Consider the following 25,658-nt stretch of genomic DNA (forward strand, 5'->3'; position numbering starts at 1 on the left):
GCGTGCGGGAGCTGGTGCGGGCGAACCTGGTGGTGGAGCACGTGCCGGGCCGGTTCACGTGCCACGACCTGTTGCGGGTCTACGCGGCCGACCGCGCCGCGGCGGAGGAGACGGCCGAGGATCGCGCCTCTGCTCTGGAGCGCATGTTCGACCACCACCTCCACACGTTGATCGCCATCCACATGACTCACCACGCCGGCCATCGGCCGTTGCCGGAGGAGCCGGCGATGGTCCGGGGCACGACTCCGGAGCTGTTCGAGACGCTCGACGACGTCCACGACTGGTTCCTGGCCGAGAAGAACGTGCTGCGGGCGGTGATCGCGCACAGCGAGGCGCACCGCTTCGACCGGCACACCTGGCAGCTGGTGTGGATCGCGTTCGACCTGATCGACAAGTTCGGCCCGTGGCGCGACTGGGTGTGGGTGCTGGACACCGCCCGTCTTGCCGCCACCCGCGATGGCGAACACCTGCACGCCGCGAAGATGACGTTCCTGGAGGCCATCGTCAGCAGCAGGCTCGGCAGGTTCGAGGAGAGCAGGGCGAAGTTCGAAGCCGGCGGCCGTGCCTACGCGGAAATCGGTGACGTGCCAGGGCAGGTGCGCTGCCAGAGCGGTGCGGCGTGGGCCCTGTTGCAGCTGGACCGGCCGCAGGAGTCCCTGGAGACCGCCGAGGCCGCACTCGAGCTGCAGCGCAACGACGCAAGCGCGACCAACGAGCGGATCTCGATGGCCCTGCATCAGGTCGTGGAGGCACGACGCCTCATCGGCGACAACGAGATGGCGCTCGAACTCTGCGCTGAGCTGGAGTCGTTGGAGACGGACGAGGTCAGCCCTTATGACGAAGGGCAACGGAACCTGACCAAGGGAGCGGTTCTCGTGCGGCTCGGCAGGTTCGACCAAGCGCTCGAAACGCTCGGCATCGCTCTCGAACGGCTCGAACGGGCGGGCAGCTGGGACGACGTAGCCGCCGTCCAGAACTGGGCGGGTGATGCGCATCAGGGCCTCGATGACATCTCCAGCGCACGCAGTGCGTGGAGCGAGGCGTTGGCGACCTTCGAGCACCACCAGCACCCGAACGCGGCCGGGGTGCGGGTGAAGCTCGCCGCCCTGCCCGAGAACTGACGAACGGTGCTGGTGGCCCCCCAGGAACCTTTGCCACCAGCACCGCTCGAAGACAACTCTGCACCACCGCGCTCACACTTCGCTCACACTGCCGTCACGCCCCGTCTAAGCTGGCCCGGACCTGGGGGGACGTGTGCGAGCCGAGTACCGCGTGCTGGGGCCGTTGGAAGTTCTGCTCGACGGCGAGCCGGTGCCCGTGCCGGCCGGTCGCTGTCACACGCTGCTCGCGGTCCTGCTGCTCCGGCCCGGCCGGTACGTCCCGGTCGACGAGCTGGTCGACCGCGTGTGGGACGGCGACCCGCCCACCGCCGACCGGGCCCACAAGACGTTGCAGATGGTCGTCCGGCGGCTCCGGGTCGCGCTGGGCGAGGCGGACTGCGTGCGGACCAGGGCGGGCGGTTACCAGGCGGCGGTCGAACCGGACCAGCTCGACCTGCTCAGGTTCCGCGCGCTGGCGGGCTCCGGCGACTTCGGTGCCGCCTCGGCGTTGTGGCGGGGACCTGTGCTCGGCAACGTCCGGTCCGAACGGCTGCACCGCGAGGACGTGCCGCAGCTGCTCGACGAGCGCCTGGCCGTGCTGGAGCGGCGGATCGAGGCCGACCTCGACCGCGGGCTGGCGGGCGAGCTGGTGGCCGAGCTGCGGTCGCTGGTCGCCGACCACCCGCTGCGCGAGTCGTTCTGGCAGCACCTGATGCTCGCGCTGTACCGGTCTGGCCGGCAGGCCGAGGCACTCAGCGCCTACCAGGAGATCAGGGAGAAGCTCGCCGACGAGCTGGGCGTCGACCCCGGACCGTCGCTGCGGGACCTGCACCAGCGGATCCTGCGCGCGGAGGTCGTCCCCGGCCGCCGCCAGGTGCCGCGCCAGCTGCCGCGAGGGGTGCGGAACTTCGTCGGGCGCGAGGACGAGCTCGCACTCCTGGGCAAGCAGACCGGCCTCACCGTCGTGCACGGCGTCGGCGGTGTCGGCAAGACCGCGCTGGTCCTGCGCTGGGCGCAGGAGGCGCGGGAGAGCTTTCCCGACGGCGACCTCCACCTGAACCTGCGCGGGTTCGACGCCGACGCCGCACCGGTCGATCCGGCGACCGCGGCCGAGGTCCTGCTGGTGGGGCTGGGCGTGGACGACGTCCCCGCCGCCGCGGAGGCCCGGTTCGCGTTGCTGCGCACGACGCTCGCGGACCGGCGGTTGCTGCTGGTGCTGGACAACGCCTCCTCGCCGCGGCAGGTCGTGCCCCTGCTGCCCGGCGGGGACGGGGTGCGGGTGGTGGTCACGAGCCGCAACCAGCTCCGCGCACTCGTCTCGCAGTACGACGCGACGGCCATCGCGTTGCGGCAGCTGGACTTCACGGCGGCACGGGCGCTCCTCGCGGCGGTGCTCGGGCAGGAGCGGCTCGACGCCGAACCGGGGGTGGCGCACGAGATCGTCGAACGGTGCGCGGGACTGCCGCTGGCGTTGAGGGTCTTCGCCGAACGGGTGTCGCGTTTCCCGGACACGCCGTTGCGCACGTTCCTCGCCGAGCTGGACAACGCGAGGCTCGACGCGTTGACCGACCACGAGGACGTCGACGTCCGGGCGGTGTTCTCGTGGTCGTACCGGGCGCTGGACGACGAGTCGGCGAGGATGTTCCGCCTGCTCTCCGTCCACCCCGGCCCGGACTTCGACGTCGCCGCCGCCGCGGCGCTCGCGGGTGTGCCGGTGGCCGCGGCGAGGAGGCTGGTGGAGCGGCTCGTCGCCGACCACCTGGTGCAGTCGCGGACGCCGGGCCGCTACGACCTCCACGACCTGCTGCGCGCCTACGCGGCCGAGCTGTGCGGCGACGACGAGGCGGCCGCCCTCCGGATGACGGAGTGGTACGTCCACACGCTGGAGAACGCCGCCGTGGTGGAGAACCCGCTGGCACTGGTGCGGGCGGACGAGGTCGTCTCCGGTGTCGTGCCGCAGGACTTCTCCACGCGCTTCGACGCGATGTCGTGGGTCCGTCAGGAGTGGGACAACCTGAGGTCTGTGCTGCACGTCGCCGCGGCACGCGGCTGGGAACGCCTCGCGCTGCTGATTCCGACGCACCTGGAGCGGTTCCTCGCCTACAACCAGCTCCGGCTGGCGGAGACGGTGGAGATGTTCGAGACCGTCGAGGGCTTCGGCAGCGAGCGGGACCAGGGGCTCCTGCTGGTGAAGCTGGCCGGGTGCTACAACGACGCGAGGCGGCTGGACGACTCGCTGGCCTGCTTCGCCAAGGGGCTGGCCTTCGTGCGGGACGTGGGAGAACGCAGAGCCGAGGCAGCCGGACTGATCAACTACTCGCACCTCCACTTCGCCCTCGGCAACACCTCGGCCGCGCTCGAGGGCGCGCGGAGCGCGGCCACCATCAGCGCGGAGCTGGACAACGGGTACCTGGAGTGCATCGCACGGGGCAACACCGCCGCGTACCTGATCGAGCTCGGCCGTCCCGAGGAAGCCCTGCACGAGGCAGGCCTGGCCATCGACGTGGTGGCGGCACTGGACGACGAGTACCTGACCGCGCGCGTGCACCTCCACCGGGCCTTGGCGTTCGTGGCGCTCGAGCGGTTCGACGAGGCGATGCCCCGGCTGCGTTCGTTCGTGGACGCCATGGCGAAGTTCGGCGACCTCGACCACCAGGCGGTGGGGCTGGAACAGCTCGGTGTGGCGCTGCTCGGTTCCGGGCGGGCCGAGGAATGCGCCGCGGCGTGGCGACGCGCGATCGCACTGTGGCGTGAGCTGGGCGACCAACGGGCGGAGACGCTCGCCGCCCGCCTGGCCGAGCTCGAACAGGAACCTGGGAGATGAACGTCGAGCAGCGCGTTCCCCGCGCGCTACGACGGTGGTGTCACGACAGCTGACGGCCGGCGGCGAGACCCGTCTCTTCGAGCTCCCGCAAGAACCGGCGGACGGTCGTCGCCATGGCGAGGGCTCCTGACTCGGCGCGCCTCAGCGCCTCGCGCGCGTGCACCAGCGCGCTCTCCCGATCTCCGACGCGGGCGAACACCCCGGCGGCGTGGAACAGGATCTCGACCTTCGGCCGGACGGCCAGGGCGTCGAGTGAGCCGGGGTCGAGGAGATCGCGGTAGATCCGCACCGCCTCGTCGAGGTTTCCCAGTCCCTCGTGCGCCTGACCGAGGGTGTCCTTCATGTACGCGGTGGCCTCGCCGAGGGCGTCGAGTGCTTCGGTCACGACGGTGATCGCCTCGGCGAAGTCGCCCTTGCGGACGAGCGTGTAGGCGAGGCTGTTCATGGACGCCGCCCAGCCCTTGGTGTTGCCCACCAGTCGCCACTGCGCGATCGACTCGCGGTAGTGCGCCAGCGCCTCGTCGTGCCGTCCCTGCCACAGGCACGTGCTCCCGAGCTCGGCTTCGGTGATCGCCACTCCGCGGGTGTAGCCGATCTCGCGCCGGATGCGGAGCGCCTCGCGCAAGGTGAGCCGGGCTTCTTCGAACTGGTGCCTGTTCTTGTGCGCGATCCCCGTCGAGTGCAGGGCGACGGCTTCTCCGTGGCGGTCGCCCAACTGCCGGGCGGCCTTGAGCGCTACCCCGAAGACGCGGAAGCGGTCGTCGTTGGAGCCGTTCGTGGTCACGTGGCCGATCAACGAGTACGGCAGTTTCCACGCGTGGTCGAAGTACCCCTCGGCCAGCGCGAAGTCGCAGAGTTCGAGCAGGAGGTCGTACTCGCGCCTGCTCCACCTGGTGGCGGCGGTCTTGTCGCCGAACTCGGCCACCTCGACCACCGGGTCGCGTTCGGTGAGCGGCTTCTCGGCGCGGAGCTCGACGATCCTGGCCTCGGCCGCGTCGGCCGAGTGCAGGTGGTGGTCGAGGAAACGCCGGACCGCGGCTCGCCGTTCCTCGGTTGGTTCCTCGGTTCTCGCGCGTTCACGCGCGTGCAACCAGAGCAGGTCGTGCTGGGAGAAGCGCTGGGGCTCGTCCTCCTCCACGAGGTGTGCCCGCGCCAGCGAGCGCAGGGTTCTCAGCGCGCTGCCGCTCGGCACGCCCGCCAGCGCACCGGCGGACATCGGGGTGAAGTGCGCGTGCGGCGCCAGACCCAGGACCCGGAACATGCGGCGCTGCTCCGGCGAGAGGGCCAGGTACGAGAGGTCGAACGCCGATCTGACGGCTGCCTCGCCGTCGTCACCGATCTCCAGCTCTGCCAGCCGGTCTCCGCCGGCGAGCTGGTCCACGAGGTCCTGCACGCGCAGGTGTGGTTCGGTCGCGAGCAACGAGGCGGCGATGCGCAGTGCCAGCGGCAGGCAGGCGCACAGTCCCGCGAGCTCGACGGTGGCGGCGGGTTCCGCGTCCGCGCGGTCCGCACCGATCACCCTCGTCAGCAGCCGCACGGCCTCGTCGAGCGGCAGCACCCCGATCTTCAGCACCTTCGCGTCGTCCAGGGCGACCAGCCCGCGCAGGTCCGACCGGCTGGTGACCACCACGAGCGACCGGCCGCTCGCCGGCAGCAGCGGCCTCACCTGTTCGGAGGTGCGGGCGTTGTCGAGCAGCACGAGAACCCGGCGGTCGGCGAGCAACGACCGGTACACGCCGACGCGCTGGTCGGTCTGGTCGGGAATCTCCCCGGCGGGACGACCGAGCCCGCGCAACAACTGGCCGAGCGCGTCGTGCGGGGTGAGCGGTTCCTCGCGGTCGTAGCCGCGCAGGTTCACCACGAGCTGCCCGTCCGGGAACCGGGCGCGCACCTGGTGCGCCCAATGCACGGCGAGCGCGCTCTTGCCGACGCCGGCCGAACCCCCGATGGCCGAGACGACCACCGCCCGTCCCGTCGTGTTCGTGGACAGGAGCCGGTCCAGCCTCGCGAGGTCGGCGTTCCTTCCCGTGAAGGTCGCCAGGCCGGGTGGCAGCTGCCTCGGCACCGGGGCGCCCCGCGCGGTGCTCAGCTCGGGATCCGCACGCAGGATCGACTGGTGCAGGTCGCGGAGCGCCACGCCGGGATCGATGCCCAGCTCGTTCCTCAACAGGCGGCTGACCCGGTGGAACGCCTCCAGCGCGGCCGCCTGCCGGTCCGACCGGTACAGGGCGACCATCAGCTGCGCCCAGAACCGCTCCCGCAGCGGGTGGTCGGAGGTGAGCGAGCGCAGCTCCTCCACCAACCCCGCCACGCGTCCGTCACCGAGGTCGCGCTCGATGCGGTTCTCCAGGGCCACGAGCCGTTCCTCGACGAGGCGCGGCACGTCCTCGCGGTGCAGGGAGTCGGACACCACGTTCGTGAGCGCCGGGCCGCGCCACAGGGCCAGCGCGGCGTGCGGCTGGTCCGCCAGTGCGCGGAAGCGGAGCAGGTCGAGGTTCTCGACCTGGGCCAGGTAGCCGTTCGTGGTGGTGACGACGCAGCTCGCCGGCCCCAGCGACCGCCTCAACCGCGCCACGGTCATGTGCAACGTCTTCGCCGCGCGGCCGGGTGAGGACGGCGCGCCTTCCCAGAGGCGTTCGACCAGCTGGTCCACGGAGACGAACTCGTTGGGCCGCAGCAACAGCGTCGCCAGCAGCACGCGGCCCTTGCCCGCGGGAACGACGACGGGCTCGCCGTCGAAGCGCACTTCCAACGGTCCCAGCACGCGGTACTCCGCCCCCAGCACGGTCGAAGCCTATGACGGTCCCGTCCTGGGCGTGAGGTCGAGGCCGGTCCCTCGCCGCACCGGTTGCCGAGGGGTGAACCGGTGCTCCGGACCATCACCGCGGTGGCCGAGGTTTGCCATCCATGTCGTCCAAGCGGGTCCCATCGGGTAAGCATGTGCGCGAAAGAGGGGAAGGTGCATGAGCCTGCACGTCGCGGTCGACTTCGGCACGTCGAGCACCTGCGTCGCGATCTCCGCGCACGGCAGGGAGCCGCAGGTCGTCGTGTTCGACGGCCAGCCGCTGGTGCCGTCCGCCGTGTTCGCCGCGGCCGACGGGACGTTGTTCGTCGGTCAGGAGGCCGAACGGCAGGCCGCGGTCGACCCCGCCCGGTACGAGCCGCACCCGAAGCGCCGCGTCGACGAAGGCGAGCTCCTGCTCGGCAGCTCCGTGCTGCCCGTCGTGGACGTCGTGCGCGCGGTGCTGACGCGGGCCGTGGGCGAGGCACGGCGCGTGGGTGGCGGTGCGCCTGTCGATCTCCTCGTGCTGACCCATCCGGCTGACTGGGGCACGGTGCGCACCCGCGTCCTGCTGCAGGCGGCCCGTGGGCTCGGGCGCGAGCTGGTCCTCGTGCCGGAGCCCGTGGCGGCGGCCGTCTTCCACTCCGCGAGCCACTCCGTTCCGGACGGTGCCGCGCTCGCCGTGCTCGACCTCGGCGGCGGCACGGTCGACGCGAGCGTCGTGGCGCGCACCGGCAAGAGCTTCCGGGTCCTGTCCGCGAAGGGCGACCCGAGCTTCGGCGGTGCCGACATCGACCAGGCCCTCCTGGAACACGTCGGCGGACTGGTGAGCGCGAAGGACCCCGAGGCGTGGCGGCAGCTCGTCGAGGGCAGGGAGATGGCCGACCGGCGCAAGCGCCGGGTGCTGCGGCAGGACGTCCGCGGCGCCAAGGAGACGCTGTCCCGGCACGCCTACACCGACGTGCCGATGCCGCCGCCGTTCCCCGACGCGCACGTCACCCGGTCCGACCTCGAACAGCTGGTCACCGGGCCGCTCAGCAGGGCGGCCGCGCTCGTCGGCGGGGCCGTTCGCGACGCGGGCGTGGCGCCGCAGCAGCTGGCCGGGGTGTTCCTGGTCGGCGGGTCGAGCCGCATCCCGCTGGTCGCTAGGCTGGTGCACGACCACATCCGGGTGGTGCCGACGAGCATCGACCAGCCGGAGACCGTGGTCGCACGGGGTGCGCTGCGGGCCGTCAGCCTCGATCCGGAACGCACCGGCGGGATGACGCAGCAGAAGGCGCCGGCCCAGGGCAATCCGGGTGATGTGACTCACAACATCCGGGTCGGCGAGGAGACCACCCGCAAAATCACCCGCCGCATCACGCCGCCGCCGATGGCGCAGTTCCCCGCGGCGTTCCCCGGACCGCCGTCATCACCACCGTCGCTACTGCCGCCACCGTCGCCCAAGAAGAGCAAGACTCCGCTGTTCGTCGCAATCGGTGTCGTCGTGGTGCTCGTGGCCGCGGGGGTCGGTGGTTACCTCTGGCTGAACCGCGAGAAGACGCAGCAGCAGCCGGACCCGCCGAGCACCCAGATCGCCGTCTACGACTACAGCTTCACGCGACCGGACGGCTGGGAGCAGACGGGCGGCGCCGCCCCCGACCGCCAGGTCCTCCTGCAACCGCTCGACCGGAAGAATTCCGATAGCAAATCGCCGGAAGCGCGCATTGCTGTGCAGGAGCAAACTCTTACTTATGACAGCGACAAAGACCGTGTACGCGCGCTGACCGAGTTGCGGAACACTTACCAGGAACGCAAAGGCAATGGCGACGCCGTCACGGACTTCACCGATAACCGCACATTCGCGGGGAAGTCTGTTGTTCACTATCGCGAAGTGGTCGGTGCCACCGGGGTCGACTGGTACATCCAGTTCCAGGGCGAGGTGCAGGTGAGCGTCGGCTGCCAGGCGTCGAAAGCCGCCGAGTCGCAGGTCAGCACCGCCTGTGAGCAGGTCGTTCGCACGCTCGTCATCAAGTAGTAGCCGCGTCACCAGGGGAGTCGCCGATGTCCGCCGCCGAGGCTCTGAGCCGATTTCGCGCCGACGTGGGGGCCGCCGTCACCCGTGCCCGCCGCGCGGCCGGCGACATAGGTGAACGGAATGCCAATCTGCGGGAACGCACGCGTGACCTGGCACGACAGGCCCGTGAACGCGGCGCGGAACCGGGTGCGCGACCCACTCCCGCCGACGTCAGGGACTCCTCCGCCGGCTTCCGCCACGACCGCGGGCTGCCCGTCGAGCGGGTTCCGGACGCCGCCGAGCTCGCCGCCCCGCGTCCTGTTGAGACGCGACCGCCCGTTCTCGGTTCTTCCGCCGTCGCCGGTCCCAGTGGGCAACTTCCCCGTGTGAGTGACGATGACGAGGACTTTTCGCAGTCGCGAATCCTCTACTGACACCTCGCTTTTCGCCTGGAGCCGTTTACTAGCGCAACTACTTCCAAAGAAGTCGCGACAGGGCGGAACCGGCGTGGCAAGGTCTCCGTCGTAAGAGGCGTACGAACCAAGAAGTACACCCGAACCACTCTCAGTAGGGGGCATCTCCATGGGTCAGTTCACCACTACCACCGAAGAGCTCGACGCTCTGGCCAAGCACATCGGTGACATCAGCGACCAGATCCAGGGCCAGGCCCGCACGGTCAAGGGTGCCGCTGAGGGCGTCATGAGCAGCTGGAGCGGTGCCGCGGCGTCCGCCTTCACGAACCTGATGCAGCGGATGGACGAGGACGTGCGCAAGCTCGACCAGGCGCTGCAGGAGATCCAGCAGCAGATCGCCAGCACCTCCGAGGTCTACGCCCGCAACGAGCAGGACCAGGAGCAGGCGGTCACCGGTATCGCCGGCCGTCTCTGATCCAAGTCCTCCAGTTCGTCCACCTCAGCACTTCCACACCTTCTCAAGGGGAGATCACCATGGGCAGCATCAAGGTCACCTTCGCGGAGGTCGCGAACGCGGCGTCCACCATCACGCAGTCGTCGAAGACGATCGACGACCTGAACGACCAGCTCCGCCAGAAGGTCACCTCGACCCTCGCCGGCTGGACCGGTAGCGCCGGTGAGGCGTACCAGGGTGCGCAGGCGAAGTGGGACCAGGCGTCCAACGACCTGAACCAGGTCCTCGCCGCCATCGGTGTCGCCGTGCAGCAGGCCTCCGAGGCCTACGCCCAGGCCGAGCAGTCGAACGCCGCCCGCTGGTAGTCCAGCGCGCTTCGCAAGACCCCTTCGCGAGCCCCGGAACCACGTGGTCCGGGGCTCGCGTACGTCCAGGGGGAGGTGCGTTGGGAGGACCCGTTTTGGTCCCCGCACCACCCATCCGGTATCTTCTGACGTTGTTGTGCGGTAGCTGGCGCCCGTGTGTGCCGCGCCTGTCTCGGAACCACCGCTTGGCCAGTCCAAGATCGGTCTGGGGCAACCGCCGCAGTGACCCCAGACGCAAGTGACGACGAGGTAGATCCGTGCGCACGTACAGCCCGAAGCCCGGTGAGGTGACCCGCACCTGGCACGTGATCGACGCCCAGGACGTGGTGCTCGGCCGGCTCGCCACCCAGGCCGCGACGCTGCTGCGCGGCAAGCACAAGCCGACGTATGCGCCTCACGTTGACACTGGTGACTTCGTTGTCATCATCAACGCTGACAAGGTCGCCCTGACCGGTGCGAAGCGCGACCAGGCGTTCCAGTACCGCCACTCCGGTTTCCCCGGTGGTCTGCGCAAGCAGTCCTTCGGCGAGGTCCTGGACACCCGTCCGGACCGCCTGGTGGAGAAGGCGATCAAGGGCATGCTGCCCAAGAACCGCCTGGGCCGTCAGATCGCGAACAAGCTCAAGGTCTACAGCGGCCCGAGCCACCCGCACGCGGCGCAGCAGCCCCAGGCCTTCGAGATCAAGAAGATCGCCCAGTGAGCGACGAGTACACCGAGGAAGTTCCTGTGACCACCCCTGAGAACGAGACCCCTGAGGTCGAGGCCCCCGAGGTCGAGTCCGAGGTTGTCGAGGCCGAGGTCGTCGACGCTCCTGAGGCCGACGACGCCGACGCTTCCGTCGACGCCGAGGACGAGGACGTCGAAGATACGTCCGCTCCGGTGGTCGCGCCCTCGCTGAACGGCGCCGCGCACCTCGCGCAGACCGTCGGCCGCCGCAAGGAGGCCGTCGTCCGCGTCCGCCTCGTGCCCGGCACGGGCAAGTTCACCCTCAACGGCAAGGCCCTCGAGGACTACTTCCCGAACAAGGTGCACCAGCAGCTCATCAAGGAGCCGCTCGTCACCACGGAGAAGCCCGAGACCTTCGACGTCATCGCGAACCTGCGTGGCGGCGGCATCACCGGCCAGGCCGGTGCGCTCCGTCTCGCCATCGCGCGTGCGCTGATCGCCGTCGACTCCGAGGACCGCCCGGTGCTGAAGAAGGCCGGCTTCCTCACCCGTGACCCGAGGGTCAAGGAGCGCAAGAAGTACGGTCTGAAGAAGGCCCGCAAGGCGCCTCAGTACTCCAAGCGTTGATCTGAGTTCCAAGCTGTACCCGCGGGAGCAGCAGTTCACCTCGAACTGCTGCTCCCGTGGTGTTTTCCGGGTCTTTCCCGCCGCTTCGCAGTGTCCACATCGGAGGATCCATGGCCCGCCTGTTCGGCACCGACGGTGTGCGCGGTCTCGCCAACGCCGATCTCACCCCTGAGCTCGCGATGTCCGTCGCCGCCGCGGCCGCGCGCGTGCTCGCCGAGCACGACCGCTCCCACCGCCCCGTCGCCGTCGTCGGCCGCGACCCCAGGGCGAGCAGCGAGATGCTCGACGCCGCCGTCACCGCAGGCCTCACGTCGGCCGGTGCGGACGTGCTGCGCGTCGGCGCGCTGCCCACACCCGCCGTCGCCCACCTCGTCGCCGCGCTCGGCGCCGACATCGGCGTGATGATCTCGGCCTCGCACAACGCCATGCCGGACAACGGGATCAAGCTCTTCGCCGCGGGTGGCCACAAACTGCCCGACTCGGTCGAGGACGAGATCGAGCAGCTGATGGGCACCGGGTTCGAACGCCCGACGGGTGCCTCCATCGGCCGGGTCCGCGACGTCCCCGACGCCGAGACCCAGTACGTCGAGCACCTGCTCAAGGTCACACCGCACCGCCTCGACGGCCTCAAGGTCGTGGTGGACTGCGCGAACGGTGCCGCGTCGGTGGCCGCACCGGACGCGTACCGCCGCGCCGGGGCCGAGGTGGTCGCGATCAACGCCTCCCCGGACGGCCTCAACATCAACGACGGGTGTGGTTCCACCCACATCGACGTCGTGGCCGCCGCCGTCCGCGAGCACGGTGCCGACCTCGGCATCGCGCACGACGGCGACGCCGACCGCTGCCTCGCCGTGGACGCCGAGGGCAACGCGGTCGACGGCGACCAGATCCTCGCCGTCCTCGCGCTCGCCATGCGCGACGCCGGTGAGCTGTACGAGGACACCCTCGTCGCGACCGTGATGAGCAACCTCGGCCTGCACCTCGCCATGAGGGACGCCGGGATCAAGCTGCGCACCACCGCCGTCGGCGACCGGTACGTGCTCCAGGACCTCAAGGCCGGCGGCTACTCGCTCGGCGGCGAGCAGTCCGGTCACGTGGTGCTGCCCGCGCACGCCACCACCGGCGACGGCCTGCTCACGGCGCTGCGCCTGATGGCCCGCATGGCCGAGACCGGCAGGTCGCTCGGCGACCTCGCCTCGGTGATGCGCCGCCTGCCGCAGGTCCTGATCAACGTGAAGGTGTCCGACAAGGCCGCCGTCGCCAAGGCCGGCTCGGTCAGCGAGGCCGTGGCCGCCGTCGAGGCCGAGCTCGGCGACACCGGCCGCGTGCTGCTGCGCCCGTCCGGCACCGAACAGCTCGTGCGGGTGATGGTCGAGGCGACGAGCCACGAACAGGCCGAGTCCGCCGCGCGACGACTGGCTGGTGTGGTTTCCTCGGTGCACTGAGGACCGGAATCGGGGGCCGTGGGATGACCGTCTTGTCACTGCTGGTGCTGATCGTGCTGCTGGGTGGACTGGCGGCGGTGGTGGTCATCGCGATCGTGGTGTCGAAGAGGAACAAGACCCGGCCCCCGCTCCCGCCCGGCCACGGCCACCCCCAGCAGCAGTGGCAGCAGGACCCGCAGGCCGGCGGGCAGCAGTGGCAGCAGTGGCAGCAGGCGCAGCCTCCCGGCCAGCCCTGGCCCCAGCAGCCCGGTCAGCACTCCCCGCAGCAGCCCGGCCAGCAGCCTCCCCAGCAGTGGTGATCCCCGGCGCCGCGCGCCGCACCGCTGTTTACTAAGGCAACCGACCTGGTGAAAGCCCAGGTCGGCACCTGATCCGAGCTGGCACTGTATGGCGGAACCCCGCTGAGCCGAACTGCGTCAGATGGGGGACTAGGGGAGGCAGGAGCACATGTCTGGCTATCAGGCGAACGCCGGCGAAATGATGTCGTCCGCGACGACCATCCAGGGGATCGCGACCGAGATCGAGAACTACAAGGCGAAGATCACCGCGAGCGCAGTGAGCGAGAAGGACTTCGGTCGCGCGCACACCGCCGGTGGCGCCAAGTACAAGGCCGGCCTGCCGAAGATGGCCGAGGCGATCGGCGCCTACTCCGCTGCGATGAAGGGTCTCTCGGACAAGCTGCGCGAGTCCGCGAACGGCTACGAGTGGACCGAAGAGGCCAACCAGGCCAACATCAGCGAGCAGGGAAGGTAGTCGCGGATGCCCAGCTGGGAAGAAGTCAAGAAGCTCTGCGACAACCCCGAAGTCCCCATCGACCAGAAGCAGGCCCTGCTCGAGGCGTACTACGCCACCGAGGCCCGCGACAACCCGTTCGGCACGTTCAACGACGAGCTCGAGACCTACCTGGACGACTACGACGTCTCCTGGGGCGATGGTCAGTGGCAGGCGTTCAAGGACTCGATGCCGTGGTCGGACAGCTCGGACGAGCGGCTCGACAAGGCCTACGAGGAGGCCAAGAAGTCGGGCGAGGCCGGCCAGAAGAAGGTCGACGACTACAACAACTCGAAGAAGTCCGGGCAGGACGCCCTCGACCAGTCCGAGCAGCGCGCCGCTGACGGCGGCGCCGGCGTCGCCAACTCGAACCAGCTGCTCGACGCGGGCATGCCCGGCCTGAAGTACTTCGAGAACTTCCTCCCCGTCTACGCGGAGGCGAAGTCGGTCATCGGCGTCGGCGCGGACGTCAACACCGACTACAACAACGTCAAGACGCTCTACGAAGAGCAGCGCGACATCGACTTCCACAAGATCGACGAGGACATCGTCGAGATGCGCCAGGTCTCGACCGACCTGCGCACCCAGCAGTCCGACTCCGAGAAGTCGATGTCGAAGCTGTGGTCGTCGTGGGACGGCAAGGCCGCGGACAACTCGCGCGCCTTCGTCGGCGACTTCTCGAAGAAGGCCGCCGCGGTCGCCGACAGCGTCAACCACATCGCCGACGCGACGCGCCTGGCGTGCCACACGGTCTCGCAGCTGGTGAACGACAAGGCGACCACCGTCCTCAACGGAGTGGGCAGCCCGTTCGACATCGCGGGCAAGACGCCGCCGCAGATCCGCGAGGTCGTGAAGGCGGTGGACAGCGAGGACGACGGCGTGCTCAAGCGCGCGGCCGGCCACGTCGGCATCCAGATCGACGACGGCGCGTGCGACGACGACGTGTGGAAGGGCGAGGTCCGCAAGGGCTGCCGCGAGTGGCTGCAGACCACGTTCCACACCGACGTCAGCACCAAGTACAAGAACTTCGTCGAGCTCTGCAAGAACACCAAGAAGTCCGTCGACGACGCGTGGAACGCGCTCGGCGCCGAGATCGACAAGATCAACACCAAGCCGTTCGAGCCCGCCCAGCAGGAGAAGCCCGCCGACAAGCCGGGCGACAACACCGGTGGCGGCGGCAAGAACAACGGCGGCGGTGGCGGCACCCCGCCCGGCGGTGGCGGTGGTGGCGGAACTCCGCCCGGCGGTGGCGGCGGCGGGACCCCGCCTGGTGGCGGTGGCGGTGGCGGGATGCCGGAGATCGGAAAGCCGGACACCGGTCTGGACTCCGACGGCGACGGCAAGCCGGACGTGCCCGGTGACACCGACGGCGACGGCAAGCCCGACGACCTCGACGGCGACGGCAAGCCGGACAACCAGCAGCCGAAGCCGGAGGAGAACCTCGAGTCCGTCACGGTCAAGGCCGGCGACAACACGATCAAGGTCACGGAGCCCGACTCGAACGGGCACGTGAAGATGACGATCGACACGCCGAGGGGCGAGCCGAAGACCTACGACCTCGACTTCAGCAAGAACCCCGAGGCCGCCAAGGCGCTGATGGGCCAGAACGGCACGCAGGCGATCACGGCCATGGCCAACCAGCTCACCGGCACCGCGACCACGGGTGGCCCGGCGACCGGCGCGTCGCCCGCCGCCGGACTGGCCGGCGAGCGCATCGCCGCGGGTGGCGCGGCCGGCGGTCCGCTGGGCTCGGAGTCGAACCCGATCCCGGTCGAGGTCGGCGCCGACGGCAAGATCCACATCGCGCAGGACGGCGTGAGCTTCACCGCCGAGGTCGACGCCAAGACCGGCGAGATCAACCTGACCGCGGACAACGGCGACGGCACGCCCGACCAGATCGGCGTGAGCTTCGGCGAGGACGAGAACCCCGCGGCCGCCGGCGGCGGTCGGGGTGACGCGGGTGGTGGCGCCACCGGCGCGGCCTGGGCCGGTGAGGTCGGCCAGCCGCTGAACCTGCCGGACAGCGACTTCCCGCAGGCGGTCGGACGCGAGTTCGAGACGTCGCCCGCCGGCTTCCAGACGATGCCCGCCCAGGGCGAGTTTCAGGCGATGCCGGCGCAGGCCGACTTCCAGACGATGCCCGCGCAGGCCGCCGAGCAGGTGTGGAGCCCGCCCGGCCAGGACAGCGCGCCGAACGTCGCCGACCGCTTCCAGGACTCGGTGGCCCGCCGGTTCATCGAGGACAACGGCATCATGCCGAGCCTCGGCGAGCCCCGGATCTCCGCTGACGGCCCGCTGCACGCGATGTCGTCGGACAGCACGATGACGTCCGGTGTCTCGTTCACCGGCAGCGGGTCGTCGGGCGAGTCCGTGCTCGGCTCGTCGCCGGCCGACAGCGCCTGGAACACGCCGTCGCAGGGCGACAACGGCGGCTCGTTCGACACGAACGCCTCCGAGGCCGGTCAGGCGGGCTCGGCGAACCTGCCGTCCCTGCAGGACGCCCACGGTCAGCCCACGTCCGGTGCCGCGTCCGGCGGCATGATGGGCGGCGGGATGATGGGGGGCGGCATGATGGGCGGAGGTGCCGCCGGCGGTCAGCAAGGCGGCGACTCCGAGCGGGGCGCGAGCCAGTGGCGCACCACCGGGTCACTCTTCGACGAGGACAGCAACCCGCTGAACAGCTCGCAGGGCGTGCTCAGCGGTGACGACGGCAACCGGGGAGGCAGCTGGTGAGCGACCTCGACCTCGCCTCGTTCAAGGCGAAGCTCTCCGGCATCGAGTCGGAGCACTCCTCGCGCATGGCGGACGCGCGGCAGAAGTTCGACGAGTCCACCAAGGCGACGCAGGAGAGCCACGACAAGTTCGCCGACCGCAAGCAGCGGCTCACCGCACGGCTGCGCGAGATGGCCCGCAACCAGCGCGGTGAGGGCCAGCAGAAGGACCGCGGCAAGGAGCTCTCGTTCGGGCTGGAGGACGAGACCGCCGCTCCGCACGACGACCTCGCCGACGAGCTCGCGCAGATCGAGAAGGAACGGCAGCAGCGCGAGATGCGCGCCGCGTCCGAGGCCTTCATGCGCGGGCAGAACCCGGCCACGCAGGCACCGGTGCGCCAGCCGCCGGTCGTGCACCAGCCGCCGCAGCCACCTCCTCCGCCACCGGTCCGCCAGCCTCCGCCGGTGCGGCGCCCGCGCCCGCCGGTCGACGATGACGACGACCTGAGCAACCAGAGCTGGCTGTCCTGAGACGGCGAACGCCCCCGGATCATCGGATCCGGGGGCGTTCCTCGTTCGTCAGCGCGGCGGGCCGTAGCCGGGCGGCGGCGGTCCCTGGGGAGGTCCGTAGCCGGGTGGCGGCTGCTGGGGCGGGAACTGCTGCTGCGGGTAGCCGGCCTGCTGGGGATGTCCGGCCTGCGGAAAACCGGGCCCTGCCGCGGGCCGCAGAGCCCTGGTCACCGGTGGAAGGATCGCCAGCACCCCGACGACGAGCGTGAGCACGGCCGCGACGTAGGGCTCGCTCGGCGCGCTGAAGTCGAGCTGGAGGTAGTAGACGATCCGGCACGCCACGGCGAGCACCGCCAGGACGACGGACCCCGCGACGAGGAACGCGCCGGGCAGCTTGCGCAGCACGATCAGCAGGGCGCCGACGACCAGCGCCACCACTACGAGCAGGTCGAGGACGTTGCCCGCGACGCTCAGCGGCACCAGCAGGTCGCCGTTGCCGCCCGTCTTCGCCAGCCGGGCCGCGGTGCCCTCCGGGTCGACGTCGTGCAGCCGCCTGCCGAACAGCCCCTTGAGCCCGAGGACCGCCCAGAACACGGCGACGCCGAACGCTCCGGCCGCGACCGCCACGGCCATCCCGAAGCTGCCGCCTCTCGGCTGGGTCGGCGGCGGACCCCACTGCTGCTGCGGCTGGTTCTGGTGCCAGCCCTGGTTCTGCGATCCCGGCATCACGCCGAGCAACCTAGCGGGTGCGCAGCGCTTCCCGCTGGAAGACGAGGTTCGCGTTCTTCAGATCGGTGTCGAGCAGCTCGTCGTAGGTCTTGTCGCCGGTCAGCACGCGCAGCAGGAACGCCGTCACGAACGCGCGGCCGAGCTTCTGCGCACCGCGCTCGGCGCTGCCGTCCAGCATCAGCTCGCTCCAGTGCCTGCCCTCGGTGAACCCGAGGTGCGAAGCCTTGGGCAGCAACCGGAACTGCACCGGTCCGCCCCAGGCCTGGGCGATCGCCTCGGAGTGGCCGACGGGCGGTGCGATGCGGTCCTCGCCCGCGGCGAGGTGCAGGCCGGGCACGCGGACCTCGCGGGCCGCGTCGAGGGCCGACGGACGCGTCTCCGTTGCGGCCAAAGTCACAACGGCGCGGACGCTGTCCTTTGAGGACGCGGCGAGCACCGCGGCGCCACCGCCCATGGAGTGCCCGGCGAGTGCGAGCTTGGCGGGGTCGACGCTGATCTCGCCCTCGCCCAGCCGGACCCCGGTGCAGACGTCCAGCGTGGTCAGCAGGTTCGCGGCGAGCACCCGCGACGACAGCAGCGGGCCGCGTTCGACGGCCGGTGCCGCGGCGACCACGCCCCACGACGCCAGGTGTCGCAAAAGGCCGTGGTAGCGGCGTACGGGCTGCATCCAGCCGTGGCCGAGCGCGACGGCGGGCAGGCCCAGGCCGGACCGCGGCGTGAAGACCACGCCCGGGAGGCCGACGAGGGCCAGGTCGCCGCGCAGCACGGGGTGCGGACCGGGCCTGCTGAGCTGCTCGAGGGCCTGTTTCGCGGTCAGCGTGATCACGCGGCGAGCCATGGGTGAACCGTAGTCGATCCCGTCGTCCGCACCACACCTGAGATTGGTCTACACCACTCGTGTCCCTGACCTGCGGTGATGCACCCCACTCACTCATTAGGGTTAGCGGCGTGGTCTAGCTAGTCTGTTTCGCGTGTGCGGAATCGTGGGATACGTGGGTCACCAGTCGGCGCTCGACGTCGTGCTGGACGGGCTGAGGCGGCTCGAGTACCGGGGTTACGACTCGGCGGGCGTCGCGGTCGTGGCGGGCGGCGACCTCGCGGTCGAACGCAAGGCGGGCCGGCTGCAGAACCTGGAGACGAGGCTCGACGAGGTGGGCCGCGACAACTTCGCGGGCACCGTCGGCATGGGTCACACGCGGTGGGCGACACACGGCGCGCCGGTCGACAGGAACTCGCACCCGCACCGCGACGCGACGAACCGCGTCGCCGTGGTGCACAACGGCATCATCGAGAACTTCCTCGCGCTGCGCACCGAGCTCGAAGGTCTCGGCGTCGAGATGGCGTCCGACACCGACAGCGAGACGGTGGCGCACCTCGTGTCCTTCGCCTACGCCGAGGGCGACACGAAGGGTGACCTGCCTGCCAGCGTGCGCAAGGTCGCGCGCCGGCTCGAGGGCGCGTTCACGCTCGTGATCACGCACGCCGACGAGCCGGACCAGGTCGTCGCCGCGCGCCGCAACTCGCCGCTGGTCGTCGGGGTCGGCGAGGACGAGTACTTCGTCGCGAGCGACGTCGCCGCGTTCATCGCGCACACGAAGGAAGCCGTCGAGCTGGGCCAGGACCAGATGGTCGTGCTGACCCGCGGCGGGTACCAGGTCCTGGACTTCGACGGCGAGCCCGCAGAGGCCAAGCCGTTCACGGTCAACTGGGACCTCAGCGCCGCCGAGAAGGGCGGCCACGAGTACTTCATGCTCAAGGAGATCGAGGAGCAGCCGGAGGCGCTCGCGAACACGCTGCGCGGCCACTTCGCGAACGGCCGGATCGTCCTCGACGAGCAGCGTCTGTCCGACCAGGACCTGCGTGACGTCGACAAGGTCTTCGTCGTCGCCTGCGGCTCCGCCTACCACTCCGGTCTCGTCGCGAAGTACGCGATCGAGCACTGGACCCGCCTGCCCGTCGAGGTCGAGCTCGCCTCCGAGTTCCGCTACCGCGACCCGGTCCTCGACCGCGACACGCTCGTCGTCGCCGTGTCGCAGTCCGGCGAGACCGCGGACACGCTGGAGGCCGTGCGCCACGCCCGTGCGCAGAAGGCCCGCGTCCTGGCCGTCTGCAACACCAACGGCGCGCAGATCCCGCGCGAGTCCGACGCCGTGCTCTACACGCACGCCGGCCCGGAGATCGGTGTCGCGTCGACGAAGGCGTTCCTCGCCCAGATCGCCGCGAACTACCTGGTGGGCCTGGCCCTGGCGCAGGCCCGCGGCACGAAGTACCCGGACGAGGTCGCCCGCGAGTTCCACGAGCTGGAGGCCATGCCCGAGGCCGTGCGGCGCGTGCTCGGCACCATCGACCAGGTCAAGGCGCTGGGCCGCGAGCTCGCCGACGCGAAGGCGGTGCTGTTCCTCGGCCGCCACGTCGGCTACCCGGTGGCTCTCGAAGGCGCTCTGAAGCTCAAGGAGCTCGCCTACATGCACGCCGAGGGCTTCGCGGCGGGCGAGCTCAAGCACGGCCCGATCGCGCTGATCGAGGAGAACCTCCCGGTCGTCGTGGTCATGCCGTCGCCGAAGGGCCGTGCCGTCCTGCACTCGAAGCTGGTGTCGAACATCAGCGAGATCCAGGCCCGCGGTGCCCGCACGATCGTGATCGCCGAGGAGGGCGACGAGACCGTGCGCCCGTTCGCGGACCACCTGATCGAGATCCCGGCGGTCCCGACGCTGCTGCAGCCGCTCATCTCGACGATCCCGCTGCAGGTGCTCGCCGCCGAGATCGCGACCGCCCGCGGTTACGACGTGGACAAGCCTCGCAACCTCGCGAAGTCCGTTACCGTCGAATGAGTTGACCCCGGAGGGCAAAGGGGAGTCGTGAGGGGCGTCTGGCACACCGAACGCGTCAAGTCCGCTGAAGAGGAGCTCATGGCGGTCGTCCCGCCGGGCTCGTTGATGCGCAAGGCCGCGTTCGGTGTGGCCACCCACGCCCTGCGGCTCCTGCGGGGCCGTCGCCGCGTGACGTTGCTCGTAGGTGCGGGCAACAACGGCGGCGACGCCCTCTGGGCCGGCTACTTCCTGCGCCGCCGCGGGGTCGCGGTGTCCGCGGTGCTGCTGAACCCGGACAAGGCGCACGCCGAGGGACTGGCCGCGTTCCGCCGCGCCGGTGGGCGGATCGTCTCGTCCGTCGGCACCCCGGACCTGGTCGTCGACGGCATCGTCGGCCTGTCCGCACGGGGTCCGCTGCGCCCGGACGCCGCCGCGCTCGTCGAGACCGTGACGGCTCCGGTCCTCGCCGTGGACCTGCCGTCCGGCATCGACCCGGACACCGGTGAGATCTCCGGCCCGCACGTGCGGGCGCATACCACCGTCACGTTCGGCTGCCTGAAGCCCGTGCACGCGCTGGCGGACTGCGGCGAGGTGCACCTGGTCGACATCGGCCTGCGCCCGCGGGACCCCGACTTCGTGCTGCTGGACCGCGCGGACGTCGACTGGCCGCTGCCGGGCCCGTCCGACGACAAGTACACCCAGGGCGTCACGGGTGTCGCCGCCGGCAGCTCCACCTACCCCGGCGCCGCGGTGCTCTCCACCGGCGCCGCGGTGCTCGCGACGTCGGGCATGGTCCGCTACGCCGGTCCCGCCGCCGACGCGATCCGCGCCCGCTGGCCGGAGGCCGTCTGCACGGGTTCGATCACCGACGCCGGCCGGGTGCAGGCCTGGGTCGTCGGCCCCGGCATGGGCACCGGCAGCTCGTCGGCCGAGGTCCTGAAGTTCGTGCTGGACGCCAACGTCCCGGTGGTCGCCGACGCGGACGCCATCACGTTGCTCGCCTCGAACCCCGCGCTGTGGGACGCCCGCGACCCGGACTCGGCGCTGGTGCTGACCCCGCACGACCGCGAGTTCGAACGCCTGGCGGGCCCGGTCGGCGCCGACCGCGTCGCGGCGGCCAGGAAGGCGGCGCAGCGGTTCGACGCCGTGGTGCTGCTCAAGGGCCACCGGACCGTGGTGGCCGCGCCGGACGGACGGGCGCTGGTCAACTCGGCGACCTCGTCCTGGCCCGCGACGGCCGGGTCGGGCGACGTGCTGTCGGGGATCATCGGCGCGCTGCTGGCGAGCGGTCTCGACCCGTTCCTGGCGGCCGGGTACGCCGCGCACGCGCACGTCCTGGCGGCGGAACTGGCCGCGGACGGGGCTCCGGTTCCCGCGTCGGGGCTGATGGGCGGCATCCCGGACGCGATCCGCGCCATCGCAGCTCGCTAGACGACGGAGAAGCCCGCGGTCAGGCCGCGCCTGCCGGTCAGCGCGAGCAGAACGGCCGGACCGTCGCCGGTGACGGCCGCCAGCCGGGCGGCGAGCGCGGCGGACTCGGCGAGCGCGTCGACGGGCGGGGCGAACTCCAGCCCGGTCGCGGCCTCGACGTCGAAGCCGTGCACGACCAGCTCGAACGTCCTCGTGGGCAGCCAGCGATCGAGCCGCATGCCCCCGGCCGCCGTGGTGACCAGCGCGTCCGCGGCGGTGGCGGAGACGGCGGCGACGGCCTGGCCGGCGAGCTGCCGCACCGGAACGGCCGGCCGCTCGCCCAGGCGTGCGCCCCAGTCCCGTGCGTCGGTGGTGGAAAGGGCCACGACGGTCTGGACGAACGCGGGGTCGACGGTCTTCGCCAGCGCGTAGTAGGCCTCCGGCGTGGCGACGTCCTCGGTGGTGGCCGGCTGCTCCAGTGCCGCGACGACACCCGCCAGCCCGGCGGAGACGGCGTGGCCGACCAGCTCGCGCACCGTCCACTCGCCGAGCCCCGGTCCGGCGAGGGCGTCGGCGGGCACGGCGTCCAGCAGATCGGCGAAGGCGTGCGCGGCGGCGGTGAAGGTGTCGGCCATGCCACCAGCCTGGCGAAGCGGCGGCGGACGCGGCGCGTGCTTCGCGCTGGGCGAAAGCCCGCGTGTGCGAGTTGCGCCATAGTCCCTGTTCGCGGCTGCTGTGGAACGATGAACAGGTTATGGCCCGTTCAGAAGTTGTCGTCGACCTAGGCGCGCTGCGGCACAACGTCGCCCTGCTCGCCGGTCTCGCCCCTGCCGCCGCCACGATGGCCGTCGTCAAGGCGGACGGCTACGGCCACGGCGCGGTCGAGGTCGCGCGGGCCGCGCTCGAAGCGGGCGCGACGTGGCTCGGTTCGTGCTCGACGCAGGAGGCCCTGAACCTCCGCCGGGCCGGCATCCGGGCACCGGTCCTCGCGTGGCTCGACGCGCCGGACGAGGACCTCGCCGCCGGCATCGCCGCGGACGTCGACATGTCCGTCTCCTCGCTGTCGGACCTGCGCCGGGTCGAGGCGGCCGCCGAGGAGGCCGACGCGCGGCCGCGGCTGCACCTCAAGATCGACACCGGCCTGAGCCGCAACGGGTGCCAGCCGCACGACTGGCCGGAGCTGGTCGAGGCCGCGCGCAAGCACGAGGTCGTCGCCGTCTGGTCGCACCTCGCGTCCGCCGACGTGATCGGCGACCCGTCCATCGACCTGCAGGCCAAGCGGTTCGACGACGCCTACGAGGTCGCCAGGGCCGCCGGGCTGGACCCGTTGCGGCACATCGCGAACTCCGCGGCCCTGCTGACCAGGCCCGACCTGCACTTCGACCTGGTGCGGCCCGGCATCGCGGTCTACGGGCTCAACCCCGTGCCGACGGACCACGACCTGCGGCCCGTCATGAGCTTCCGGTCGCGCGTGGCCCTCACGAAACGTATCCCCGCAGGTGAGTCCGTCTCCTACGGGATGACATGGACCGCTCAGGAGGACACGACGCTGGCGCTGGTCCCGGCCGGATATGCGGACGGTGTCCCGAGGGCGCTCTCCGGCCGGATGGAGGTGCTCCTGGACGGGAGGCGCCGCCCGGTGGTCGGCCGTGTCTGCATGGACCAGATCGTCGTGAGCTGCGGGGACGACGAGATCGCGGAGGGTGCCGAGGTCGTCCTGTTCGGCGACGGGAGCCGGGGGGAGCCGACGGCGACGGAGTGGGCGGAGCTGACCGGGACGATCGACTACGAGATCGTCTGCGGGATGTACCGGCCGCGGGTGCGGAGGGTCTACACGTGAAACCGGTGTGGAAGGTCGTCGGGTGGGTCGGTGGCGCGGTCGGTGCCGTCGTCGCCGGTGCCGCCGTCGCGCAGACCGCGAAGGTGTCGCACGAGCGCAAGACCGCGTCCGACAGCCTCGCCGACGAACCGCTCGGGCAGCTGCGGCCCGACCGCGAGTCGACGGTGGCCGCGGAGGACGGCGTGCCGATCTCCGTCGAGGAGGTCGACCCCGCCGACGGCGGCGACGCCGACCTCACGGTCGTGCTGGTGCACGGGTTCGCGCTGGACCGCCGCTGCTGGCACTTCCAGCGCCGCGACCTCGCCGAGCTCATCGACCCGCGCGTCCACCAGGTGCTCTACGACCAGCGCAGCCACGGCCGGTCCGGGCGGTCCTCACCGGAGAACAGCACGATCGACCAGCTCGCGCTCGACCTCGACTCGGTGATCCGGTCGATCGTCCCCGAGGGGCCCCTCGTGCTCGTCGGCCACTCCATGGGCGGCATGACGATCATGGCGCTGGCCGAGAAGCAGCCGGAGCTGTTCGAGGAACGGGTGCGCGGCGTCGCGTTGATCGGCACGGCCGCCGGTGCCGTCGGTGGCGCGGGACTGCCGAAGTCCGTGCTGTCGCGGTACAACCCCGTGACGCTCGGCGTCGGCCGGCTCGCGGGCGTGCAGCCCGGTCTCGTCGAGTGGGTCCGCAGGAGCGCGAAGAGCCTGACGTGGAGCGGGATCCGCCTGGGGGCGTTCGGCGACCGCAAGGTGGCGCCGTCCCTCGTGGACCTGATGGAGCAGATGATCAACGGGACGTCGGTGAAGGTGCTCACCGAGTTCCTGGAGACCCTCGGCACGCACGACCGCTACAAGGCGCTGGCCGGTCTGCGGCACTGCGAGGTGCTGATCCTCAGCGGCGACGCGGACAAGCTCACGCCGTTCTCGCACGCCGAGCGGATGGCCGAGGAGATGCCCCACGCCACGCTCGTCAGGGCCCCCGGTGCCGGGCACATGGTGATGATGGAGCAGGCTGACCTCGTCAACGACCACCTGGTCGCGCTCGTCGAACGCTGCGCGGCCGATCGCGGAGAGAGTCGGAAGAAGTGGTGGCGGCGAGCGTGAAGACCGTCGAACTGCCCCTGGTGGAGGACACCGAGGAGTTCGGACGCAAGCTGGGTGAGATCGTGCGGGCGGGCGACCTGTTGCTGCTCGCGGGCCCACTGGGCGCGGGCAAGACGGCGTTCGTGCGCGGTCTCGCGCGCGGCCTCGGGGTGAGCGGCCGGGTGTCGTCGCCGACGTTCGTCGTCGCGCGCGTCCACGAGCCCGCCGAGGACGGCCGCGGCGTGCGGCTGGTGCACGTCGACGCGTACCGGCTCGGGGGTCACCTCGACGAGCTGGACGACCTCGACCTCGACACCGACCTGGTCGACGCGGTCGTCGCCGTCGAGTGGGGCGAGGGCGTCGCGGAACGCCTCAACTCCGACCACCTGCTGATCCGCCTCGAGCGCGGAACCGACGACGTTCGCACGGCGCAGCTCATCCCGCACGGCGAATGGGCCGCTCGTACCCTGCCGGTGTGACGTCCGCCAGCTCATGAGGTGAAGTCCATAAAGGACGAACCGGGGTGGGCCGATGACGTCTTCATGATCAAGAAGACGCTCTTCGCGACCGCTGTCATCGGTGGCGCCCTGCTCGCCGCGGCGGTTCCGGCTTCCGCCGGTGAGCACGACCACCGCGACGGCATCAGCGTCGCCGACAACCTGTGCGCCGCTCCGTGGCAGTGGAACGGCCCGCTCTCGCTGCTGCACGAGGACCACGCCCCCGGCTACGCCGCGTGCAACGACAACCACGCCGACGGCGGCTCCGACATCAGCGTGCTCAACAACGCCTGTGTCGCGCCGTGGCAGTGGAACGGCCCGCTGGAGATCTTCACGGTGGACCACTCGCCGACCTACGTGGCCTGCAACGGCAACAGTTGATCTCTGTCCCGCCTTCGGCGGGACGGCGAGTTCGCCGGGAAGCCGGTCGTCCGGCCGACTCGCTCACGCCGAAATGGGCTTCGCCGATTTCGGCGTGAGCGGGTGACCGGACGACCGGCGCGAACTCGCGATGCTCGGGCTTGGCTATGAGTTCCACGCGAACTCACGGCTTTTGAGATCGAACGAAACGGGCGACACCTTCGGGTGCCGCCCGTTTCGCTTCACACGATCGCCAGTTGGCGTTTTCTCGCCT

Annotated in this window: 23 protein-coding genes; 19 read left to right on the forward strand and 4 right to left on the reverse strand. The window is 71.0% G+C overall.

Features of this window, described 5'->3' with window-relative positions:
• Positions 1–1,121: tetratricopeptide repeat protein (locus VF330_RS07030; RefSeq protein ID WP_330850686.1), on the forward strand; the 1,121-nt coding region annotated here is incomplete at its 5' end.
• A gap of 133 nt (positions 1,122–1,254) precedes the next feature.
• On the forward strand, positions 1,255–3,924 hold the full coding sequence (locus VF330_RS07035) for an AfsR/SARP family transcriptional regulator (protein ID WP_330850687.1): 2,670 nt from the start codon (positions 1,255–1,257) through the stop codon (positions 3,922–3,924).
• 40 nt (positions 3,925–3,964) lie between these two features.
• Here the strand turns inward: VF330_RS07035 and VF330_RS07040 are convergent, their stop codons facing one another.
• Positions 3,965–6,709: an AfsR/SARP family transcriptional regulator gene (locus VF330_RS07040; protein ID WP_330850688.1), complete on the reverse strand. Its 2,745-nt coding sequence runs from the start codon at positions 6,707–6,709 to the stop codon at positions 3,965–3,967.
• 178 nt (positions 6,710–6,887) lie between these two features.
• Between VF330_RS07040 and VF330_RS07045 the strand changes: the two genes are divergently transcribed.
• The 11 genes from VF330_RS07045 (at position 6,888) to VF330_RS07095 (ending at position 16,686) form a co-directional block, all read left to right on the forward strand.
• Positions 6,888–8,723 carry a type VII secretion-associated protein gene (locus tag VF330_RS07045; protein ID WP_330850689.1) on the forward strand — a complete coding sequence of 612 codons (1,836 nt, stop codon included), beginning with the start codon at positions 6,888–6,890 and terminating at the stop codon, positions 8,721–8,723.
• A 26-nt stretch (positions 8,724–8,749) separates the two neighbouring features.
• Positions 8,750–9,136 (forward strand): hypothetical protein, encoded by a 387-nt coding sequence (locus VF330_RS07050; protein ID WP_330850690.1) that lies wholly within the window; start codon positions 8,750–8,752, stop codon positions 9,134–9,136.
• Between the two features lie 148 nt (positions 9,137–9,284).
• The gene (locus VF330_RS07055) at positions 9,285–9,590 is read left to right on the forward strand and encodes a WXG100 family type VII secretion target (protein WP_330850691.1); all 306 of its coding nucleotides are present in this window, start codon (positions 9,285–9,287) and stop codon (positions 9,588–9,590) included.
• Positions 9,591–9,649: 59 nt separating this feature from the next.
• Positions 9,650–9,934, forward strand: coding sequence for a WXG100 family type VII secretion target (locus VF330_RS07060; RefSeq protein ID WP_330850692.1), 285 nt, complete (start codon positions 9,650–9,652; stop codon positions 9,932–9,934).
• Between the two features lie 257 nt (positions 9,935–10,191).
• Positions 10,192–10,635, forward strand: a complete 444-nt coding sequence (gene rplM / locus VF330_RS07065) for a 50S ribosomal protein L13 (RefSeq protein WP_330850693.1) — start codon at positions 10,192–10,194, stop codon at positions 10,633–10,635.
• Positions 10,636–10,661: 26 nt separating this feature from the next.
• Positions 10,662–11,228, forward strand: coding sequence for a 30S ribosomal protein S9 (gene rpsI, locus VF330_RS07070; RefSeq protein ID WP_330850694.1), 567 nt, complete (start codon positions 10,662–10,664; stop codon positions 11,226–11,228).
• A gap of 110 nt (positions 11,229–11,338) precedes the next feature.
• Positions 11,339–12,673 carry a phosphoglucosamine mutase gene (gene glmM, locus VF330_RS07075; RefSeq protein ID WP_330850695.1) on the forward strand — a complete coding sequence of 445 codons (1,335 nt, stop codon included), beginning with the start codon at positions 11,339–11,341 and terminating at the stop codon, positions 12,671–12,673.
• Positions 12,674–12,696: 23 nt separating this feature from the next.
• Entirely contained in the window at positions 12,697–12,972 is a 276-nt protein-coding gene (locus VF330_RS07080) for a hypothetical protein (RefSeq protein ID WP_330850696.1), read from the forward strand.
• Positions 12,973–13,120: 148 nt separating this feature from the next.
• The gene (locus VF330_RS07085; protein ID WP_330850697.1) at positions 13,121–13,426 is read left to right on the forward strand and encodes a type VII secretion target; all 306 of its coding nucleotides are present in this window, start codon (positions 13,121–13,123) and stop codon (positions 13,424–13,426) included.
• Positions 13,427–13,432: 6 nt separating this feature from the next.
• Positions 13,433–16,177, forward strand: a complete 2,745-nt coding sequence (locus VF330_RS07090; RefSeq protein WP_330850698.1) for a hypothetical protein — start codon at positions 13,433–13,435, stop codon at positions 16,175–16,177.
• Complete coding sequence (locus tag VF330_RS07095; RefSeq protein WP_330850699.1) at positions 16,174–16,686, forward strand: hypothetical protein; 513 nt, start codon at positions 16,174–16,176, stop codon at positions 16,684–16,686. Before VF330_RS07090 ends, VF330_RS07095 begins: the two co-directional genes overlap by 4 nt.
• A gap of 48 nt (positions 16,687–16,734) precedes the next feature.
• On the opposite strand, the gene VF330_RS07100 is transcribed toward VF330_RS07095, so the two are convergent.
• Together VF330_RS07100 and VF330_RS07105 are read right to left on the reverse strand one after the other, a co-directional pair.
• Positions 16,735–17,394, reverse strand: a complete 660-nt coding sequence (locus VF330_RS07100; RefSeq protein ID WP_330850700.1) for a hypothetical protein — start codon at positions 17,392–17,394, stop codon at positions 16,735–16,737.
• Positions 17,395–17,404: 10 nt separating this feature from the next.
• Positions 17,405–18,232: a dienelactone hydrolase family protein gene (locus VF330_RS07105; protein ID WP_330850701.1), complete on the reverse strand. Its 828-nt coding sequence runs from the start codon at positions 18,230–18,232 to the stop codon at positions 17,405–17,407.
• 133 nt (positions 18,233–18,365) lie between these two features.
• Between VF330_RS07105 and glmS the strand changes: the two genes are divergently transcribed.
• Together glmS and VF330_RS07115 are read left to right on the forward strand one after the other, a co-directional pair.
• Positions 18,366–20,225 (forward strand): glutamine--fructose-6-phosphate transaminase (isomerizing), encoded by a 1,860-nt coding sequence (gene glmS / locus VF330_RS07110; RefSeq protein ID WP_330850702.1) that lies wholly within the window; start codon positions 18,366–18,368, stop codon positions 20,223–20,225.
• Between the two features lie 27 nt (positions 20,226–20,252).
• The gene (locus tag VF330_RS07115) at positions 20,253–21,635 is read left to right on the forward strand and encodes an NAD(P)H-hydrate dehydratase (RefSeq protein WP_330850703.1); all 1,383 of its coding nucleotides are present in this window, start codon (positions 20,253–20,255) and stop codon (positions 21,633–21,635) included.
• Here the strand turns inward: VF330_RS07115 and VF330_RS07120 are convergent.
• Entirely contained in the window at positions 21,632–22,249 is a 618-nt protein-coding gene (locus VF330_RS07120) for a maleylpyruvate isomerase N-terminal domain-containing protein (protein ID WP_330850704.1), read from the reverse strand. The genes VF330_RS07115 and VF330_RS07120 overlap by 4 nt on opposite strands.
• Positions 22,250–22,368: 119 nt before the next feature.
• Between VF330_RS07120 and alr the strand changes: the two genes are divergently transcribed.
• The 4 genes from alr (at position 22,369) to VF330_RS07140 (ending at position 25,405) form a co-directional block, all read left to right on the forward strand.
• A complete protein-coding gene (gene alr / locus VF330_RS07125) occupies positions 22,369–23,454 on the forward strand; it encodes an alanine racemase (RefSeq protein WP_330850705.1) in 1,086 nt (361 codons plus the stop codon).
• Positions 23,451–24,548, forward strand: a complete 1,098-nt coding sequence (locus tag VF330_RS07130) for an alpha/beta hydrolase (protein WP_330850706.1) — start codon at positions 23,451–23,453, stop codon at positions 24,546–24,548. The genes alr and VF330_RS07130 overlap by 4 nt, the downstream gene beginning before the upstream one ends.
• Positions 24,545–25,006 carry a tRNA (adenosine(37)-N6)-threonylcarbamoyltransferase complex ATPase subunit type 1 TsaE gene (tsaE, locus tag VF330_RS07135; RefSeq protein WP_330850707.1) on the forward strand — a complete coding sequence of 154 codons (462 nt, stop codon included), beginning with the start codon at positions 24,545–24,547 and terminating at the stop codon, positions 25,004–25,006. Before VF330_RS07130 ends, tsaE begins: the two co-directional genes overlap by 4 nt.
• A 63-nt stretch (positions 25,007–25,069) precedes the next feature.
• A complete protein-coding gene (locus VF330_RS07140) occupies positions 25,070–25,405 on the forward strand; it encodes a hypothetical protein (protein WP_330850708.1) in 336 nt (111 codons plus the stop codon).
• Positions 25,406–25,658: the final 253 nt, after the last annotated feature.

It is taken from the genome of Lentzea sp., assembly GCF_036380075.1.
GTDB lineage: Bacteria > Actinomycetota > Actinomycetes > Mycobacteriales > Pseudonocardiaceae > Lentzea.